We start from the raw sequence: 18,138 nt of genomic DNA, 5'->3' as shown, positions 1-18,138 counted from the left end.
AAAACTATTCTGAGCGTGTTTATAATGATACCACTAGTAAACGGACAGGTGGTGCTTAATAATGTTAGAGCGTTTAACACTGAAAGCGGCAGGTGGACAAGCTGCAGCTGTTATGCACGAGGCTTTATTGAGTAAGACAGGGAAGGAAAGGGGAAAAAGGGAGGAGGCAAAAGAAGGCAAAAGATCATGGAGGGCTTTATTAATTATTGTATTAATAGGAGTATTGCTGGGAAGGGCAGTTATCCTTCTGGAATTGCTGCCATTTGTTATTCCATTTCTGTGTGTTATCCATGAATGGAAGCGAAGGCACACACTTACAGCTGCTGCAGCCCTCACTGCCGGATCAGCTACTGTTTCGTTAGATTTTGCAGCCTATACTCTTCTGGCAATTTTTATTTATTTCCTTTTCTATGGTTTCATTAAAGCGACATTTAAAAACAGAAAGCTCCTTCCGGTTACTGTTTTCCTCTCCGTCACCACGGCAAGGTATATAAGTTTTATTATCATGGATGGAAATTCGTGGTACCATCTGCTCACATCCTTAGTGGAAGGCGGACTGGCTATGATTGTAACACTTATATTCTTTCAAAGTATTCCTCTGATTACTGAAAAAAGAAAGAGATCCTCTTTAAGACATGAAGAAATTGTTTGTCTGGTTATACTGCTCGCATCCCTGATGACTGGTACTGTTGGATGGATGATGTACGAGCTTTCGGCATCACAGGTTTTTGCGAGATATGTAGTTTTGATCTTCGCGTTTGTAGGCGGAGCAGCTATAGGTTCTACAGTAGGGGTCGTAACGGGCCTGATCCTCAGCCTTGCTAACGTGGCTAACCTGTTTTATATGAGCCTCCTCGCCTTTTCAGGACTCCTTGGAGGACTTCTGAGAGAAGGAAAGAAGATTTCCGTAGCTTTAGGGTTACTAATCTCGACTCTTCTTATGGGTATGTATGGGGATAATCAGGTCTCTATGGAATTCTCTGTTTACGAAAGCCTTATTGCAATTGCGCTATTTATGCTGACTCCGAAGAAGTGGACTGCAGAGCTGTCAAGGTATATCCCTGGAACATCAGAACACACGGAGGACCAGCAAAAGTACCTGAGAAAAATCAGGGACCTGACAGCAGGAAAGGTGGAGCAGTTCTCTAATCTGTTTTTAAGTTTGTCAAACAGTTTTACCTTACAGGAAAATGGGGGTGGAAAGGCGGCGCGGGAGAGAGAGGTTGACCTTTTCCTGAGCAGGGTGACAGAAAAGACATGCCAGACGTGTATGAAGAAGAATCAGTGCTGGACACGGAAGTTCCATGAGACATACGGGCTTATGGAAGAATTAATGATCGAGTGTGAAGAAGGGGGAGAGGTAAATAACAGGAAGCTGTTACAGGAATGGCGTGACCACTGTATCATTGACGAAAGAGTAGTCGAAACGATGAAGGGGGAATTAAACCAGCATTATGCAAGTAAAGTACTGAAACAGCAGCTGCAGGAAAGCAGACGGCTTGTCGCCGATCAGTTAAAAGGTGTCTCAAAGGTAATGGAGGATTTTGCAAAAGACATACAGCGTGAAAAGAAAGCCCATGAGAAACAGGAATCAGAAATTACCGAATCAATAAAACAGGCAGGCCTGGATGTGGATCTGGTGGAAGTTTATTCACTGGAATCCGGTAATGTGGATATTGATATTACCCTGCCAAGTAATTTATATAATGAAAGTGAAAAAATAATTGCTCCGCTGCTGTCTGATATTCTTAAAGAGACAATTAGTGTAAAGCACCTTGAAAAGCTGTCGGAAACGGATAATGACACGAGAGTCACTCTTGGGTCAACAAAGAAGTTCGTGGTGACAGAAGGGGTTGCCCATGCTGCTAAAGATGGCAGGCTGATTTCCGGGGACAGTTATTCTACACTGGAACTTGGAGCGGGAAAATATGCGATTGCAATAAGTGACGGTATGGGTAACGGGAAAAGGGCGCACATCGAAAGCCAGGAAACAATCGCTCTCCTGAAAAACATTTTAAGGTCAGGAATTGAAGAAACGGTGGCGATTAAAGCTATAAACTCCATCCTGGCTCTAAGGTCAAATGAAGAAATGTTTTCCACGCTTGATCTTGCTATGGTTGATCTGCAGGAAGGGTTGGTGAAGTTTCTTAAAGTCGGTTCTATCCCAAGCTATATAAAGCGGGGCAGCCAGGTGCAGTCTATTGAAGCAGGGAATCTCCCTATCGGAATGATCCAGGATATGGAGCTCGATGTAGTGACTGAAAAACTAAAGGCCGGTGACCTTCTCATAATGATGAGTGATGGTTTGTATGAGTCCCCATCATCTATAGAAAACAAAGATATCTGGATGAAAAGAATGATTAAAGAAATAGAAACAGACGAACCTCAGGAAATTGCAGATTTGCTTATGGAACGGGTGATAAGAGAAAGTGGAAACGCCATCTATGATGATATGACAGTAGTTGTTATAAGAATGGACCACCATCTGCCAAGGTGGGCAACATTCTCCATGCCATATCAGAAGGATGCCTAAGGTTATTTTGACCTGGGGAGGGGTTTATTAAAATAGAGGGAGTCTGGTATATTCTCTCTCATTCTTGTAAAGGCTGTGAGTAATTACAAGAATGGAGGGAAATGGGATGAGCAGAGGAACGTTACGTCAAGTGTTACTCATTACGGATGGTTACTCAAATGCAGGGGAGGACCCGGTCGCTATTGCAGCGCTTGCTAAAGAAGAGGGTTTATCGGTAAATGTCATCGGAATTGTGGAAGAGGAAGAAATGAGTGAACGGGGAATAGAAGAAATTAGAGATATTGCTGCGTCCGGTGGTGGTGTCAGCCAGATAGTGTACGCAAAGCAGCTTTCGCAAACAGTACAGATGGTAACAAAAAAAGCCATGTCTCAGACAATCTATGGAGTGGTAAACAGAGAACTTCAGCAGATTCTCGGCAGTGATAAAGAATTGGAAGATTTAGCTCCCGAAAAGCGGGGGCAGCTTATGGAAGTGGTTGAAGATCTGGGTGAAACGATGGATCTTGATATTGTGATATTGGTAGATACGAGCGCAAGTATGAAAAATAAACTGCCTATGGTCCAGGAAGCGTTAATAGATTTGTCTGTAAGCCTTCGTTCCAGAAACGGAACGAATAACTTCACTTTATATTCATTTCCCGGGAAAAGAAGTGATACGGATAAACTTATTTCGTGGACTACTTCTTTTGAGACACTTTCCGGTGCGTTTAAAAAAATCGCTGTTTCCGGTGTGACACCGACAGGGCCTGCTATACAGGAGGCGATCCGGATTTTCAGAAAGCGCGCGAAAAAGAAGGGGCCTGGTGAAGATGAACGATTCGATCTCAGGGAAACAGGCATGTAAACTTTCCTCTAATCAGATTATTACGGGAAAATGGAAAAAAACTCAGTACGAAATAATCCGGGAACTGGGTTGCGGAGCTACAGGATCTGTATATTTAGCCCGGTCTGCAAGAGGCTTAAGTGCTTTAAAGATATCTGATGATTCTATGGCTATTACTTCTGAAGTAAATGTCCTGCGTCAAATATCCAGGGTCCAGGGTCCGAGCCTTGGACCTCATTTTTATGAGACAGATGACTTTGCCTCCCCCCGGGGAATTCTCGCTTTCTATACGATGGAGTACATAAAAGGAACACCTTTTTTGGCTTTTGTGAGAGGAAGGGGGCCGGAATGGGCAGGGATTCTGACTGTTCAGCTCTTGAAAGATCTTCATTTCCTTCACAAGCAGGGCTGGATCTTTGGTGACCTCAAGCCCGAAAACCTGCTTGCAGGAGAGGCCCCGTATCACATCCGGTGGATCGATCCGGGAGGAATAACAAAGGAAGGCCGGAGCATTAAGGAGTACACAGAGTTTTTCGACAGGGGTTACTGGGGGCTCGGGGACAGAAAAGCAGAAGCGTCCTACGATTTATTTTCAGTATCTATGTTATTAATAAATACCGCTTATCCTGGCAGGTTTGAAAAAACTCAGGAAAAAGGTACTGAGAGGTTATTGGAGAAAACCAGGGATAGTGAAAGATTAGTGCCTTTCTTGCCTGTTATCCGTAAAGGCCTTGAAGGAAGGTACAGTAACGCACTTGAAATGAGGGAAGAACTCCTCCTTCTCCTGCAAGGTGCCTCATTTAGGAATGTCGCGGCAGGCAGAGGAGCGACTCAAAAGAGAATGTCGCCTGTGAGCAGACAAAAACGCAGACAAGCTGCTCAGGTTTATGCGCCTGGAGCAAAAAAAGTGAGCAGATGGTCCGGTGTTTTAGAAACGATGGTTGCTGCCTCTTTTCTTCTTATTCTTTATATTTTATACTTAGTTGGACAAACAGTGTAACGGAATAAGGGGTAATAAGAAGGTGGGGAGACAATGGGTAAAGCGGATGATGTGATGGATATCTGTCTGCTGGCCGGTGAAATAATGTTAAAATACGGCGCAGAAACTTACCGTGTCGAGGAAACACTGGAGAGAATGGCGAGGGCTGCATCTTTTACAAATGTACATTGCTTTGCCACAACTACAGGGATTTTTCTTTCTTTTGAAGAAAAGAAGGAGAAAGAGGATCTGATGCAGATGGTCCGGATTGACGACAGGATGCAGGATCTGAATAAAGTGACTGATGTAAACCAGGTGTCGAGAGAATTTGTGGCCGGTGATATAACGACAGAGGAAGCTCATGAAAAACTAATAAGTATCGCCAAAGCTCCTATGCAATATCCTCTGTGGCTTATCCACCTGGCGGCAGGATTTGCCGGGAGCGGTTTTTCCTACCTGTTCGGCGGCGGCTGGTTTGATCTGATTCCTGCATTTATTGCAGCTGTAGTTTCCAGTGTGGTTGTTGTTGAGTTTGAGAGATATTTAAAAGTCCGATTTGCAGGGGAATTTGCCGCTGCCTTTTGTGGAGGGACAGCAGCAATTTTACTCGTTTATGCCGGCCTGGGGAATAATGTGGACCAGATAATTATTGGTTCTTTAATGCCTCTTGTCCCTGGTGTTCCTTTGACAAATGCTGTCAGGGACCTTATGTCAGGTGATCTCCTGGCAGGAGTCAGCCGTGGTGCAGAAGCGCTTCTTACCTCTTTATCTATTGCAAGCGGTATTGCTTTAACTATTTCTATTTTTCTGTAGAGGAAGGGAGTGTCCCCTATGCATTTTATAGCCGAACTGCTGATCACGTTTGCTGCCACTGTTGGTTTCGGGATTATTTTTAATGTGCCAAAAAGGGCGTTAATAATTGGCGGAGCGATTGGAATGTGCACCTGGGCTGTATTATCAGCCGGGCTGTACTCTGGTATGTCCCATGTTTTCTCTACGGCTCTGGCCTCGCTTACAGCAGCAATCCTGTCCCACTTTATAGCTAAACGCATTCGCATTCCGGTAACTGCCCTGGCAATTCCGGGCATCCTTCCACTCGTGCCAGGGAGCAGAGCTTACTTTACAATGCTTGCTTTTGTAGAAGGAAACTACATAGAAGGACTGGAGTTTGGAGTTGAAACAATGCTCCGGGCAGGGGCGATAGCCGCAGGTCTTACTTTTGCGCTTGCAATATTCTCATTTGGGAAGGGGATTGGCCACCGCTATGAACCAAACCGTTGAATCTTTTATCACCGGACACCGCCTGATAGAGCCTGGGGATAAAATAATCGTTGCAGTCTCAGGCGGTCCCGATAGTATGGCCCTAATTCATTTTTTATATAATCACTATCAGCACACCTGTACAATTGCCGCGGCACATGTGGAACATGGCCTGCGGGGAGGAGACTCCCTGAAAGATATGGTGCTCGTCAGGGACTTTTGCGAAAATTTACAAATTCCTTTTTATTGCTTTCAGCCTGATATAAAAGCACTCAAACGGGAAGAGAAGCTATCTACTCAGGAAGCAGCCCGGCTGGCAAGATACCGCTGGTTTAAAAAAATTATGGATTCTGAAGGAGCGAATAAGCTTGCACTGGCACACCATGGAGATGACCAGATTGAGACTTTGCTCATGCGTCAGGTGAGGGGGAGCTACTTCGGTCTCCAGGGTATTCCTGTTAAACGGCCATTTGGCCGGGGGATGATTATCCGGCCCTTTCTCGGTACAGAAAAAAGTAGTATACTCAACTACTGTAAAGAGAACGATGTGTCTTATAATCTGGATAAAAGCAACGATTCTGAAGCATACCAGCGGAACCGGTTTCGAAAACATGTCCTGCCTTTTATTAAAGAAGAAAACGCAAAAGCCCATGAAGCTTTTCAGCGTCAAAGTGAATGGTTTAAGGAAGAAAATGAGTTTTTGCAGTATTTAGCAGAAGAGAAATTAAAGCAGGCAGTTTACCAATGGAGCAAAGAAGGAATTATTGTAAATATAATGAGCTTTCTCGAAATACCAATCCCTTTACAAAGAAGGGCAGTTCATCTAATATTAAACTATCTTTCTCTTGAGGCGGCAAAGCTGGTTACAGCAAAGCATCTGGCCGGTATTTTAACATTGATGAATAAAGACAGCCCTGCGGGAACAATCCATTTACCAAAAGGGCTTAGTGCAGTGAAATCCTATAATTACTTTGAATTTTCCTTTAACAGGACTGACATGGAGCATGGTTTTCCAGCACAGGAAATACCAATTCCGGGCATGGTTCCGCTAAAAAAGGGAAAAATAACGGCATCCGTTATTGCGAAACAGCAATTCAGGACTGAGAAAAATATCTTTTTTCAAGCTGATTACGAAAAGGTGAGCACTCCATTGTTTGTCCGTTCACGGCTTAATGGAGACAGAATCACGCCGCTTGGTATGGATGGTTCAAAAAAGTTGAAGGATTTATTCATTGACGAAAAAGTCCCGAGAGATGAACGGAATAACTGGCCGGTTATTACAGACAGTAAGGGCAATATCCTTTGGGTGCCTGAACTGAGGCGATCCTCCATTGCGCCGGTTAGTGAGCATACAGAGAAAATTTTATTGCTTGTCTATGATATGGAAGATGATTAAGGATCTATTCGGTATACATAGAGAGTACCCGGGAGAAAATCCACCTAAATATTAAGGATTTGACTTTCTCCGCGTAAAGCTTAAAGAGTTAGCTTTTATAATTTTAGGGAGGTTCAGTTACGTATCATGAGAGATGACATTAAAGAAGTACTGATTTCAGAAGAGGAAATTCAGCAGAAGATCAAAGAATTAGGAAAGCAGCTTACAGAGGAATATGATGGTCGGTTCCCCCTTGTAGTGGGAATTTTGAAAGGTTCCCTTCCATTTATGGGAGATCTTATCCAGCAGATTGATACACATATTGAATTTGATCTTATGGATGTTTCCAGCTATGGACACGAACTTGTTTCTACCGGTGAAGTGAAGATTGTTAAAGACCTTAATACATCTGTTGAAGGAAGAGATATTCTCGTATTGGAGGATATTATAGACAGCGGACAGACACTGGATTACCTCGTAAAACTATTTCATTACCGTAAAGCAAAGTCGGTTAAAATCGTTACACTTCTCGATAAGCCTGTCGGGAGAAAAGTAAATTTGAAACCTGACCTTGCAGGATTTGAAGTTCCTGATGAATTTGTTGTCGGATACGGACTGGATTATAAAGAACGATACAGAAACCTCCCGTTCGTTGGAATATTAAAGCCGGAAATATACAATAATTAATATATTCTGTATTCTGCACTTCCGACACGAACATAAAAAGTGCGATGTTATAGATAAAAGCAGCAAAGTGTATGTTAATTGTAGTGAGATATAATTATATGGTAACATTATCTAAGTGTGGAATTGACCGCGGGAGGAGGTAAAGGATGAATCGAATTTTTCGTAATACGATATTTTATCTTTTAATTTTCTTGGTCATTGTGGGTATAGTCAGCATGTTTCAGGGCCCACAGGGACAGACTGAGGAAGTTAATTTCAATACATTCCAGGAGTACCTGGAAAATGAGGAAATTGAGTCTTTGACAATTCAGCCTACGCTGGATGTTTATGAAGTGAGAGGGCAATTGGCCGGCAGGGAAGAAGAGGACGAGTTCTTCGTTGTTAATGTGCCTGATTTAGAACCTTTACTTGTTGAGGTAGTAGAGGCAAGTGCAGGTGGAACACCAATTGACCTTACATGGGAACAGGCGGATGAACCAAGTCCGTGGATCAGCGTATTTACTATGCTTATCCCATTTATCATTATCTTTATTTTATTCTTCTTCCTGTTAAGCCAGTCACAGGGCGGCGGCAGCCGTGTAATGAACTTCGGCAAGAGTAAAGCGAAGCTCTACAGCGAAGATAAGAAAAAAGCCCGCTTTAATGATGTGGCAGGAGCTGACGAAGAGAAACAGGAACTCGTTGAGGTCGTTGACTTCCTGAAAGACCCTCGTAAGTTCTCCGAAATAGGTGCGAGGATTCCTAAAGGGGTACTTTTAGTTGGACCTCCTGGTACTGGTAAGACACTTCTCGCCCGTGCAGTTGCTGGGGAAGCAGGGGTGCCATTCTTCTCGATCAGTGGTTCTGATTTCGTTGAAATGTTCGTAGGTGTGGGTGCATCACGTGTCCGTGACCTGTTCGAAAATGCGAAAAAGAATGCTCCTTGTATTATATTTATTGATGAGATCGATGCAGTGGGACGCCGCCGTGGTGCTGGTCTTGGCGGAGGCCATGACGAACGTGAGCAAACGCTCAACCAGCTTCTTGTTGAAATGGACGGATTCGGTGTCAATGAAGGCATTATCCTTATTGCAGCGACAAACCGTGCGGATATTCTTGACCCGGCATTACTGCGTCCGGGACGTTTTGACCGTCAGATCATGGTTGGACGCCCTGATGTTAATGGACGTGAGGAAGTACTTAAAGTACATGCCCGTAACAAACCCCTTTCAGATGATGTTGATCTGAAAACTATTGCTCAGCGTACACCAGGATTCTCCGGGGCTGATCTTGAGAACTTATTAAACGAGGCAGCTCTCGTTTCTGCCCGTGCTAATAAAAAGAAAATTGACATGGAGGCGGTGGAGGAAGCAATCGACCGTACGATTGCGGGACCATCCAAGAAGAGCCGTGTCATTTCTGAGAAAGAGAAAAACATCGTCGCGCATCATGAGGCAGGACATACAGTTGTCGGTGTTAAACTGGAAAGCGCGGATATGGTCCACAAAGTAACAATCGTACCAAGAGGGCAGGCCGGCGGATACGCTATGATGCTGCCGAAAGAAGATCGTTACTTTATGACTAAGCCGGAGCTTCTCGATAAGATTGTCGGCCTTCTTGGCGGACGTGTAGCTGAGGAAATTATTTTCGGTGAAGTAAGTACTGGTGCACACAATGACTTCCAGCGTGCAACAGGAATAGCCCGAAAAATGGTGATGGAATTTGGAATGAGCGATAAGCTTGGTCCTGTACAGTTCGGCAACACGCAGGGAGAAGTCTTCCTTGGACGTGACATTAACAGTGAGCAGAACTACAGTGATGCTATCGCCCATGAAATTGATCTTGAAGTTCAGCGTATTCTTAAGGAATCTTATGAACGATGCCGACAGATCCTTATGGAAAATAAAGAAAGCCTTGAATTAGTGGCTAAAATGCTCCTTGAGTATGAAACTCTTGATGCAGAGCAGATTAACTCACTGATCAACGAAGGGAAACTCCCGGATGACCACCATATGACAAGGAAGATTAATGGTGAAACAGAAGGAGGAGCTGAGGAAGGCGACGTAAAAGTTAACATTCAGAGCAAGCAGGATGATAACAGAGATGCTGCCCCGGCAACTGAGTCTGATTCAAATGAACAGACGTCTGACCCTGGAAATAACGATAACAATACAGAAGACAATAATAAAAAAGATCAATAGTAACCAAAGGGTGTCTTTTAGACACCCTTTTTTTCACGACAGGGAGTATAAAGTAAACCTTCAATCAGTGGGGGGGGTTATCCATCCCCCACTGATTGTTAGTTGAACCAATCGGGATGTGAGCGTCCGTTATCTCCCGCCTAAACATCTTCGCTTCCACTCATGTTTTGAGGCGGGAGTTTCACGGACGGTTACATCGGGATAAAATCTAGCGAAGAAGAGGAACTGACGTAGTGAAAATTTTTAGGCCCCTGGTATAAGTCCAACTACGCTTCTGTCTCCGCCTTTAAGGCTCGCCAATCGGCGAGTTTTCTTTACCTGAAAATAATTACACAGCCATGGATGGTGGTAAAAATGATACTTGTGCTGGATGTGGGGAATACAAACATCGTCTTAGGGGTATATGAGAAAGATAATTTGAAATTCCACTGGCGTATAGGAACTGATGCTTCTAATACAGAAGACCAGTATGCCATGCTGATTAAAGATTTGTTTACTCATGAAGGACTGCAGCTAAAATGTATTGAAGGAGTCATTATCTCCTCAGTAGTTCCTCCTATTATGTATTCTCTGGAGCTAATGTGCAAAAAATACTTTAACGTGACTCCAATGGTCATCGGTCCTGGTATTAAAACCGGCCTTAATATAAAGTATGAAAACCCGAGAGAAGTAGGGGCAGACCGTATTGTTAATGCTGTAGCGGGGATCCGTTTGTACGGCAGCCCGCTAATCATAGTGGATTTTGGCACAGCAACAACTTATTGTTTTATCGATGAGAAGAAACAATACATTGGAGGTGCGATCGCACCTGGTATCCGAATATCAACAGAAGCTTTGTACAGTAAAGCTTCCAAACTTCCGAGGATAGAAATAACAAACCCAGGAAATATAATCGGCAAAAATACAGTGCACGCTATGCAGGCAGGAATAGTATATGGATACGTAGGACAGGTGGAAGGCATAGTGAAGAGGATGAAACTTCAGGCTAAGGCGGAACCGAAAGTTATAGCTACAGGGGGCCTGGCCGAATTGATTGCCAATGAATCCGAGGTTATTGACATAGTTGATCCATTTTTAACATTAAAAGGGCTCCGGATGATATATGAGAAGAATACAGAAATCCAGGAGAAATAATTAGATGAACAAATAATAAAGGTTTAAACCAGCGAGAGGGATTGACCTTAAATAGTGCAGAAAGAAAAAGGAGAGTGTAATAAATGTCAGACTACTTAGTAAAAGCACTTGCATATGACGGAACTGTCCGGGCCTATGCAATCAGATCAACTGCGATGGTGCAGGAAGCTGCCAACCGCCATGAAACGTGGCGCACCGTAACTGCAGCATTAGGGAGAGCATTGTCTGCAGGTACGATGATGGGAGCAATGTTAAAAGGTGACGAGAAAATAACGATAAAAATAGAAGGAAACGGACCTGCGAGCCCTATAGTCATTGATGCAAATGCCAGGGGTGAAGCAAGAGGGTATGTATCCAATGCACAGGTAGATCCGGAAAGAAAGGCGAATGGGAAACTTAATGTTTCTGAAGCTGTCGGGACTGCCGGATCCCTGTCCGTTGTTAAGGATATTGGCATGAGAGATAATTTCACAGGGAGTGTGCCTCTCGTTTCAGGAGAGATTGCTGAAGACTTTACTTATTATTTTGCGACTTCGGAACAGACGCCATCTTCTGTGGGGCTTGGAGTAGTTGTAGGCAAAGACGAAGTAGTTGAAGGCGCAGGAGGGTTCATTATTCAGCTTATGCCAGGCGCATCCGATGAAACCATTGAAAAAATAGAAAAGAACCTGGGTAATATGAAGCCGATCTCCCAGCTAGTGCAGGAAGGGTTAACACCTGAGGAGATACTGGAGACAATTCTCGGTGACGGGAACGTTAAAGTTATCGACCAGATGGGCGTGCTTTTTCAGTGCCGCTGTTCCAGGGAAAGAATAGGCAATGCTATTATGAGTCTCGAGAAAGCTGAGATTATTTCCATGATTGAGGAAGACGGAGGGGCAGAAACAACGTGCCACTTCTGTAATAAAACATATAACTTTTCAAAAGAAGATTTGCAGTCCATACTTGAGGAGAAGGATCAGCAGTAACAGGTGATAACTGGAAATCTAATTATTGACGTCTGTAACTCGGTTTTGCTACTATAAAGACAATAAAACCAACAAACCTACTTGGTTTTAAAGGAGGAAAAAATAATGGCAAAAGTTGTTAATTCTATTACTGAACTTATTGGGGATACACCATTAGTAAAACTCCAGCGTCTTGTAACAAAAGAGCATGCAGATGTATATTTAAAACTCGAATTTATGAACCCGGGAAGCAGTGTGAAGGACCGTATAGCTATTTCCATGATTGAAGATGCCGAGGAAAAGGGACTTCTTAAAGAAGGGGATACTATTGTTGAGCCGACCAGTGGTAACACAGGAATAGGTCTTGCAATGGTTGCAGCAGCAAAAGGATACAAAACACTTCTTGTTATGCCGGAAACGATGAGCCTTGAACGAAGGAATCTTCTGAGGGCTTACGGTGCTGAACTGGTCCTGACTCCAGGTCCTGAAGGCATGGGCGGGGCAATTCGTAAAGCAAACGAAATCAGAGAAGAAAATGGCTACTTCATGCCCCAGCAGTTTGAGAATGAAGCAAATGTAAAAATCCACCGGGAGACAACTGCTAAGGAACTTCTTGATCAAGTAGGAGGCCAGCTCGATGCATTTGTTTCAGGGATTGGTACAGGAGGAACAATTACAGGAGCAGGTGAAGTTCTGAAAAAGGAATTCCCCGATCTTAAAGTAATCGCCGTCGAACCAAAAGATTCACCGGTGTTATCCGGAGGTAAGCCAGGACCCCACAAAATTCAGGGGATTGGAGCAGGCTTTGTTCCGGGAATTCTTAATACGGAAATTTATGATGAAGTAATGACTGTATCAGCAGACCAGGCGTTTGAATATGCAAGGAAAGCTGCCAGGGAAGAAGGTATTCTCGGAGGAATTTCTTCCGGTGCCGCCATATACAGTGCACTTGAAGTCGCTAAAAAACTAGGTAAAGGAAAAAAAGTAGTAGCTGTAATCCCTAGTAACGGCGAGCGTTATTTAAGTACTCCTTTATACCAGTTTGAAGAAGAATAAAAAAACCTTAAGGCCGGCATATTGCCGGTCTTTTTATACAATAAGAAAGTATGAATTTCCAAGATAATTGTCCAGTTTCAGCCGTGAGCGTGGATGAGCTCTGCTGAAAACCCCCGAAGTACTGCATGAAGAGGAAAAAGCAGCTATTTAATTATGCTGTCTGCCGACTCACTCACTCAAGGGATGAAGTTGAGGCTGACTCAGGAATTGAGAAGTTTGAACAACGCTCCTCAACGTATGAAAGAGGCTGATTCAGGAATTGAGAAGGTTGAACAACGCAACTGAACGTACGAAAGAGGCTTATTCAGGAATTGAGAAGGTTGAACAACGCAACTGAACGTACGAAAGAGGCTTATTCAGGAATTGAATCGGTTGAACAACGCTCCTGAACGTACGAAAGCGGTCGATTCAGGAATTGAGAAGGTTGAACAACGCAACTGAACGTACGAAAGAGGCAGATTCAGGAATTGAATCGGTTGAACAACGCTCCTGAACGTACGAAAGCGGTCGATTCAGGAATTGAATTGGTTGAACAACGCTCCTGAACGTACGAAAGAGGTCGATTCAGGAATTGAATCGGTTGAACAACGCTCCTGAACGTACGAAAGCGGTCGATTCAGGAATTGAATTGGTTGAACAACGCTCCTGAACGTACGAAAGAGGTCGATTCAGGAATTGAGAGGGTTGAACAACGCTCCTCAACGTATGAAAGAGGCTTATTCAGGAATTGAGAGGGTTGAACAACGCTCCTCAACGTATGAAAGAGGTCGATTCAGGAATTGAATCGGTTGAACAACGCTCCTGAACGTACGAAAGAGGCTGATTCAGGAATTGAGAGGGTTGAACAACGCTCCTGAACGTACGAAAGAGGCTGATTCAGGAATTGAGAGGGTTGAACAACGCTCCTCAACGTATGAAAGAGGCTTATTCAGGAATTGAGAAGTTTGAACAACGCTCCTGAACGTACGAAAGCGGTCGATTCAGGAATTGAATTGGTTGAACAACGCTCCTGAACGTACGAAAGAGGTCGATTCAGGAATTGAGAAGGTGGAACAACGCAACTGAACGTACGAAAGAGGCAGATTCAGGAATTGAATCGGTTGAACAACGCTCCTCAACGTATGAAAGAGGCTTATTCAGGAATTGAGAAGGTTAAATAACACCACAGTCCAACGAGCATATGCAGCACACAATACTACTACAACACCGTATATACAATCCTATAGGAAAGTTTATTCCGGCCGGCATAGGGAAACATTGCACCCATCAAGCCTCGCGATTATAATTAGGTAAGAAAAACAGATGGCCATTGTAAAGGACGTGCGTTGAAAAATGGGTAATACTAAATACGCTTCTGTTGGTTTTAAAAAACCATTAAAGGAGATTACCTCCAATTGGTTTGATACTTATATATTTTTATCTCAAAAACAAAGCCATCATGTGCTGCTGGAAAGTGGAAGAGGCGGCCGGTACACCATTATCGGACTTCACCCATGGGCAGTAATTAATGGGAAAGACGGTAAACTTTCTGTTCAGACTAAGAATGGGACAGAGACGAAAAAAGGTTCACTTCTGGAAATCTTAAGAGGCTGGCTTCAGGAGCATAAAGCGGAAAAAAATGAGCAGCTTCCTGATTTTCAGGGAGGAATCATTGGCCAGTTAAGCTATGATATCGTAAGAGAAATAGAGAAACTGCCTCAACAAAGCCAGGATGATCTGGAGACGCCGGATTTGTATTTTATGGCGTTTAATCAATTTGTTGTTATCGACCATAAGGATGAGGATATATGGTTTATTGCAGTTTGCGAAAAGACGGAGGAGGAAAAAGCCTCAAAAAGTTTGCGTGAGCTGGAGAAGGAATGGAAAACCAACGGTGCGCAGGAAAGTGCTCAGAACAGGGCCCCTTTTAAGGCTTTCAGCACAGCGGCAGAAGAAACTGGCCCAGCCTTCTCTTTTCCTGAAGAGTCATTCAAAAAAGCTGTCCAGCGTACAAAGGAATATATAGCAGCAGGTGATTCTTTTCAGGTTAATCTGTCTGTGAGAGAAACGAGAGTGCTGAAGACCCCGCCTCTTCACATATACAGCTGCTTAAGAAAAATTAACCCATCTCCATACATGGGTTATCTCCACACGCCGGAGTTCCAGTATGTGAGTGCCTCACCAGAACTGCTCGTTAAAGTAAAGAATGACGAAGTGAGTACACGGCCGATAGCGGGGACTCGGTCCAGAGGGAAGAATGAAGCGGAAGATCAGGCTCTTGCCGATACTCTTATTAATAATGAAAAGGAACGAGCAGAGCATGTTATGCTTGTTGATCTGGAGCGGAATGATATAGGCAGGGTGTGCCAGTATGGTACCGTGGAAGTTAACGAGCTGATGGTCATTGAAAAATATTCACATGTCATGCATATCGTATCTAATGTAAGAGGGAAAAAAGCGGAGGGGCATGACAACATTGATGTTGTGGAAGCGACTTTCCCAGGAGGAACTATTACTGGTGCGCCAAAAGTAAGGACAATGGAAATCATTGAAGAGCTGGAACCGGTCAGGAGAGGGATTTACACAGGATCCACTGGCTGGATAGGATATAATGGAGATATGGAGCTGAATATCACTATCCGCACGATGATAGCGAAAAATGGACATGCCCATGTGCAGGCAGGGGCAGGAATCGTTATTGATTCAGACCCGGGAGCAGAGTTTAAAGAGTGCTTTAAGAAAGCGAAGGCATTATGGAAAGCTAAAGAGATGAGCGAAGAAGAGTTGAAATTTCAGTCAGGCGAGCAGGAGCCGAGGGAGGAAAAAATATGATTTTAATGATTGATAATTATGATTCGTTTACTTATAATCTCGTCCAGTATCTTGGAGAGATGGGCGAGGAGCTCATAGTAAAGCGGAATGACCAGATTACCATTGAGGAAATTGAAGCATTGAATCCAAAATTTATTATGGTTTCTCCAGGACCATGTACGCCGAATGAGGCGGGAATCAGTCTTGAAGTGATTGAACATTTTGCCGGCAGGATTCCAATACTCGGCGTGTGTCTTGGCCACCAGTCTATTGCGCAGGTTTTCGGCGGTGACGTTGTCAGAGCGGAACGGCTTATGCATGGCAAAACTTCTGAAATACACCATGATGGGAAAACCGTGTTTGCGAATGTGGAACAACCCTTTACTGCCACGAGATACCATTCACTTATTGTAAAAAGAGAGACGCTGCCGGACTGCTTTAATATCTCCGCAGAAACAGAGGAAGGAGAAATTATGGCAATCAGGCACAGGACACTTCCTGTAGAAGGGCTGCAATTTCACCCGGAATCGATCATGACGGGAACAGGCAAACTGCTGCTTAGAAATTTTATTAATTTTTACAAGGAGTTTGAGACTCAATGTTCCTCTACCTGAACGGCGATTATATAAAATCGGAAGAAGCGGCTATTTCCCCTTTTGACCACGGGTTTCTTTATGGTCTCGGTTTGTTTGAAACCTTCCGTACGTATCATGGTCATCCATTTTTACTGGATGACCATTTTCATCGTCTGCATGAAGGAGCGAAAGAAGTCGGCATAGAACTCCCTGAGTATAAAAGGGAGGATACATGCAGAATTATCCATCAGCTGCTTGAGCTGAATAACCTGGAAGACGGATATTTCCGCTGGAATATCTCGGCAGGGGAAAGGGAAATTGGGCTTTCGAGCCTTAATTATACGACCCCCAGTACCATTGTTTTTGTGAAGCCCCTTCCTCAGCAGATGCCTCAGGAAAAGGAGGCTGTATTCCTCCAGACGAGGAGGAATACACCAGAAGGACTGAACAGGCTCAAGTCCCACCATTTCCTTAACAACCTCCTTGGTAAAAGGGAGCTAGGTGATCAGCCTGGGACGGAAGGAATCTTTTTAACGGAAAATGGAGATATAGCAGAAGGAATTGTATCAAATATCTTTTGGGTAAAAAAAGGCACCCTCTATACTCCTTCCAGGGACAGCGGAGCTTTGAACGGTATTACCAGACAGTTTATTCTGAGACTTGCTGAAAAAGCAGGAATGAATACAGAAGAAGGTTTATATCCCCCGGAATCGCTTCTTACCGCGGAGGAAGCTTTTATTTCTAACTCCATACAGGAAATTACGGCAATTAGTTCAGCTGAAGGCCGAAAGTTCCCTGGAGCGAACGGGTGTTCTTTCAAAGAGTTTAGCGCAGAATATATAAAACATACAACCAGTCTATGGAGCAGGTTAGAACTGGCAGGAAGGGGTATAGATTGAATGAATTACAGTAAAAGAGTAATTGAGTGGAACGGGAACAAACTTGATTTTTCCAGAAAGACGTATGTGATGGGTATCCTGAACGTTACTCCGGACTCTTTTTCAGATGGCGGCCGCTACTCCGGGGTCAATAATGCAGTGGTACATGCAAAGCAGATGGCGGAACAAGGGGCGGATATCATTGACATAGGCGGGGAATCAACACGTCCAGGAGCCGAAAAAGTTGATGAAGAAGAAGAACTGAGAAGGATACTGGAACCTTTAAAAGCTGTCCGGGAGGCAGTGGACCTTCCAATATCCGTAGATACTTACAAAGCAAAGGTTGCGGAAAAGGCAATTGAGCAAGGGGCAGATATCATTAATGATGTCTGGGGAGCGAAAGCTGATCCGGAGATGGCAAATGTCGCGGCTCACTTTGATGTGCCTATTGTCCTGATGCACAACCGGCAGCAAATTGATTACGAGAATTTTATGGATGACGTCGTTAAGGATCTGGAAGAAAGTATAGAGATCTGCCTGAAAGCAGGGGTTAAGGACAACAGGATTGTTCTTGACCCTGGGGTCGGATTTGCAAAAACGTACGAACATAATGTTCTCGTTATGCGTCATATGGAGAGAATTACAGAAATGGGCTATCCTGTCCTTCTTGGAACATCCAGAAAATCACTTATTTCAAAAACATTGAATCTTCCAGTAGACCAGCGGGTGGAAGGGACCGGGGCTACAGTATGTTTCGGTATCAGCAAAGGCGCAGGAATTATACGTATACATGATGTTCTTGAAATGAGCCGGATGGTAAAAATGATGGATGTTATGATTGGCAAAGAAGAGATTCCGGAACTGTAAGCCGGAGAGGAACAGGCGAAAGCATCAAAAGAATCGACACTACTCAGAAAAAGG

The 18,138-nt window shown here is 43.9% G+C and carries 15 protein-coding genes; all 15 read left to right on the top strand.

The window, feature by feature from the left end:
• Positions 1-61: 61 nt before the first annotated feature.
• Positions 62-2,533: a stage II sporulation protein E gene (gene spoIIE / locus BK582_RS04900; protein ID WP_078593243.1), complete on the top strand. Its 2,472-nt coding sequence runs from the start codon at positions 62-64 to the stop codon at positions 2,531-2,533.
• A gap of 106 nt (positions 2,534-2,639) precedes the next feature.
• Positions 2,640-3,377, top strand: a complete 738-nt coding sequence (locus BK582_RS04895) for a VWA domain-containing protein (RefSeq protein ID WP_078593242.1) — start codon at positions 2,640-2,642, stop codon at positions 3,375-3,377.
• A complete protein-coding gene (locus tag BK582_RS04890; RefSeq protein ID WP_078593241.1) occupies positions 3,343-4,356 on the top strand; it encodes a protein kinase domain-containing protein in 1,014 nt (337 codons plus the stop codon). The genes BK582_RS04895 and BK582_RS04890 overlap by 35 nt, the downstream gene beginning before the upstream one ends.
• A gap of 33 nt (positions 4,357-4,389) precedes the next feature.
• Positions 4,390-5,148 (top strand): threonine/serine exporter family protein, encoded by a 759-nt coding sequence (locus BK582_RS04885; protein ID WP_078593240.1) that lies wholly within the window; start codon positions 4,390-4,392, stop codon positions 5,146-5,148.
• Positions 5,149-5,166: 18 nt separating this feature from the next.
• On the top strand, positions 5,167-5,616 hold the full coding sequence (locus BK582_RS04880; protein ID WP_078593239.1) for a threonine/serine exporter family protein: 450 nt from the start codon (positions 5,167-5,169) through the stop codon (positions 5,614-5,616).
• Entirely contained in the window at positions 5,600-6,991 is a 1,392-nt protein-coding gene (gene tilS, locus BK582_RS04875) for a tRNA lysidine(34) synthetase TilS (RefSeq protein WP_078593238.1), read from the top strand. The genes BK582_RS04880 and tilS overlap by 17 nt, the downstream gene beginning before the upstream one ends.
• 126 nt (positions 6,992-7,117) lie before the next feature.
• Positions 7,118-7,657 carry a hypoxanthine phosphoribosyltransferase gene (gene hpt, locus BK582_RS04870; RefSeq protein ID WP_078593237.1) on the top strand — a complete coding sequence of 180 codons (540 nt, stop codon included), beginning with the start codon at positions 7,118-7,120 and terminating at the stop codon, positions 7,655-7,657.
• A 146-nt stretch (positions 7,658-7,803) separates the two neighbouring features.
• Entirely contained in the window at positions 7,804-9,837 is a 2,034-nt protein-coding gene (ftsH, locus tag BK582_RS04865; protein ID WP_078593236.1) for an ATP-dependent zinc metalloprotease FtsH, read from the top strand.
• A gap of 354 nt (positions 9,838-10,191) precedes the next feature.
• Positions 10,192-10,971, top strand: coding sequence for a type III pantothenate kinase (locus BK582_RS04860; RefSeq protein WP_078593235.1), 780 nt, complete (start codon positions 10,192-10,194; stop codon positions 10,969-10,971).
• A gap of 83 nt (positions 10,972-11,054) precedes the next feature.
• Positions 11,055-11,939 (top strand): Hsp33 family molecular chaperone HslO, encoded by an 885-nt coding sequence (gene hslO / locus BK582_RS04855; protein WP_078593234.1) that lies wholly within the window; start codon positions 11,055-11,057, stop codon positions 11,937-11,939.
• Positions 11,940-12,044: 105 nt separating this feature from the next.
• Positions 12,045-12,974, top strand: a complete 930-nt coding sequence (gene cysK, locus BK582_RS04850) for a cysteine synthase A (protein ID WP_078593233.1) — start codon at positions 12,045-12,047, stop codon at positions 12,972-12,974.
• Between the two features lie 1,332 nt (positions 12,975-14,306).
• Entirely contained in the window at positions 14,307-15,785 is a 1,479-nt protein-coding gene (locus tag BK582_RS04845) for an anthranilate synthase component I family protein (RefSeq protein WP_078593232.1), read from the top strand.
• A complete protein-coding gene (gene pabA, locus BK582_RS04840; protein WP_078593231.1) occupies positions 15,782-16,378 on the top strand; it encodes an aminodeoxychorismate/anthranilate synthase component II in 597 nt (198 codons plus the stop codon). Before BK582_RS04845 ends, pabA begins: the two co-directional genes overlap by 4 nt.
• Complete coding sequence (pabC, locus tag BK582_RS04835; RefSeq protein WP_078593230.1) at positions 16,363-17,238, top strand: aminodeoxychorismate lyase; 876 nt, start codon at positions 16,363-16,365, stop codon at positions 17,236-17,238. The genes pabA and pabC overlap by 16 nt, the downstream gene beginning before the upstream one ends.
• On the top strand, positions 17,239-18,084 hold the full coding sequence (gene folP, locus BK582_RS04830) for a dihydropteroate synthase (RefSeq protein WP_078593229.1): 846 nt from the start codon (positions 17,239-17,241) through the stop codon (positions 18,082-18,084).
• The last annotated feature ends 54 nt before the right edge of the window (positions 18,085-18,138 follow it).

The organism is Evansella clarkii, from assembly GCF_002019695.1.
Lineage (GTDB): Bacteria > Bacillota > Bacilli > Bacillales > Salisediminibacteriaceae > Evansella > Evansella clarkii.
The sequence above is the reverse complement of the archived record's forward strand: the minus strand, read 5'-3'. Positions and strand labels throughout refer to the sequence as shown.

Excerpts from the sequence above, each read along its gene's own strand:
- spoIIE (WP_078593243.1), top strand. The coding sequence starts at position 62 with ATGTTAGAGCGTTTAACACTGAAAGCGGCAGGTGGACAAGCTGCAGCT.
- BK582_RS04895 (WP_078593242.1), top strand. The coding sequence starts at position 2,640 with ATGAGCAGAGGAACGTTACGTCAAGTGTTACTCATTACGGATGGTTAC.
- BK582_RS04890 (WP_078593241.1), top strand. The coding sequence starts at position 3,343 with ATGAACGATTCGATCTCAGGGAAACAGGCATGTAAACTTTCCTCTAAT.
- BK582_RS04885 (WP_078593240.1), top strand. The coding sequence starts at position 4,390 with ATGGGTAAAGCGGATGATGTGATGGATATCTGTCTGCTGGCCGGTGAA.
- BK582_RS04880 (WP_078593239.1), top strand. The coding sequence starts at position 5,167 with ATGCATTTTATAGCCGAACTGCTGATCACGTTTGCTGCCACTGTTGGT.
- tilS (WP_078593238.1), top strand. The coding sequence starts at position 5,600 with ATGAACCAAACCGTTGAATCTTTTATCACCGGACACCGCCTGATAGAG.
- hpt (WP_078593237.1), top strand. The coding sequence starts at position 7,118 with ATGAGAGATGACATTAAAGAAGTACTGATTTCAGAAGAGGAAATTCAG.
- ftsH (WP_078593236.1), top strand. The coding sequence starts at position 7,804 with ATGAATCGAATTTTTCGTAATACGATATTTTATCTTTTAATTTTCTTG.
- BK582_RS04860 (WP_078593235.1), top strand. The coding sequence starts at position 10,192 with ATGATACTTGTGCTGGATGTGGGGAATACAAACATCGTCTTAGGGGTA.
- hslO (WP_078593234.1), top strand. The coding sequence starts at position 11,055 with ATGTCAGACTACTTAGTAAAAGCACTTGCATATGACGGAACTGTCCGG.
- cysK (WP_078593233.1), top strand. The coding sequence starts at position 12,045 with ATGGCAAAAGTTGTTAATTCTATTACTGAACTTATTGGGGATACACCA.
- BK582_RS04845 (WP_078593232.1), top strand. The coding sequence starts at position 14,307 with ATGGGTAATACTAAATACGCTTCTGTTGGTTTTAAAAAACCATTAAAG.
- pabA (WP_078593231.1), top strand. The coding sequence starts at position 15,782 with ATGATTTTAATGATTGATAATTATGATTCGTTTACTTATAATCTCGTC.
- pabC (WP_078593230.1), top strand. The coding sequence starts at position 16,363 with ATGTTCCTCTACCTGAACGGCGATTATATAAAATCGGAAGAAGCGGCT.
- folP (WP_078593229.1), top strand. The coding sequence starts at position 17,239 with ATGAATTACAGTAAAAGAGTAATTGAGTGGAACGGGAACAAACTTGAT.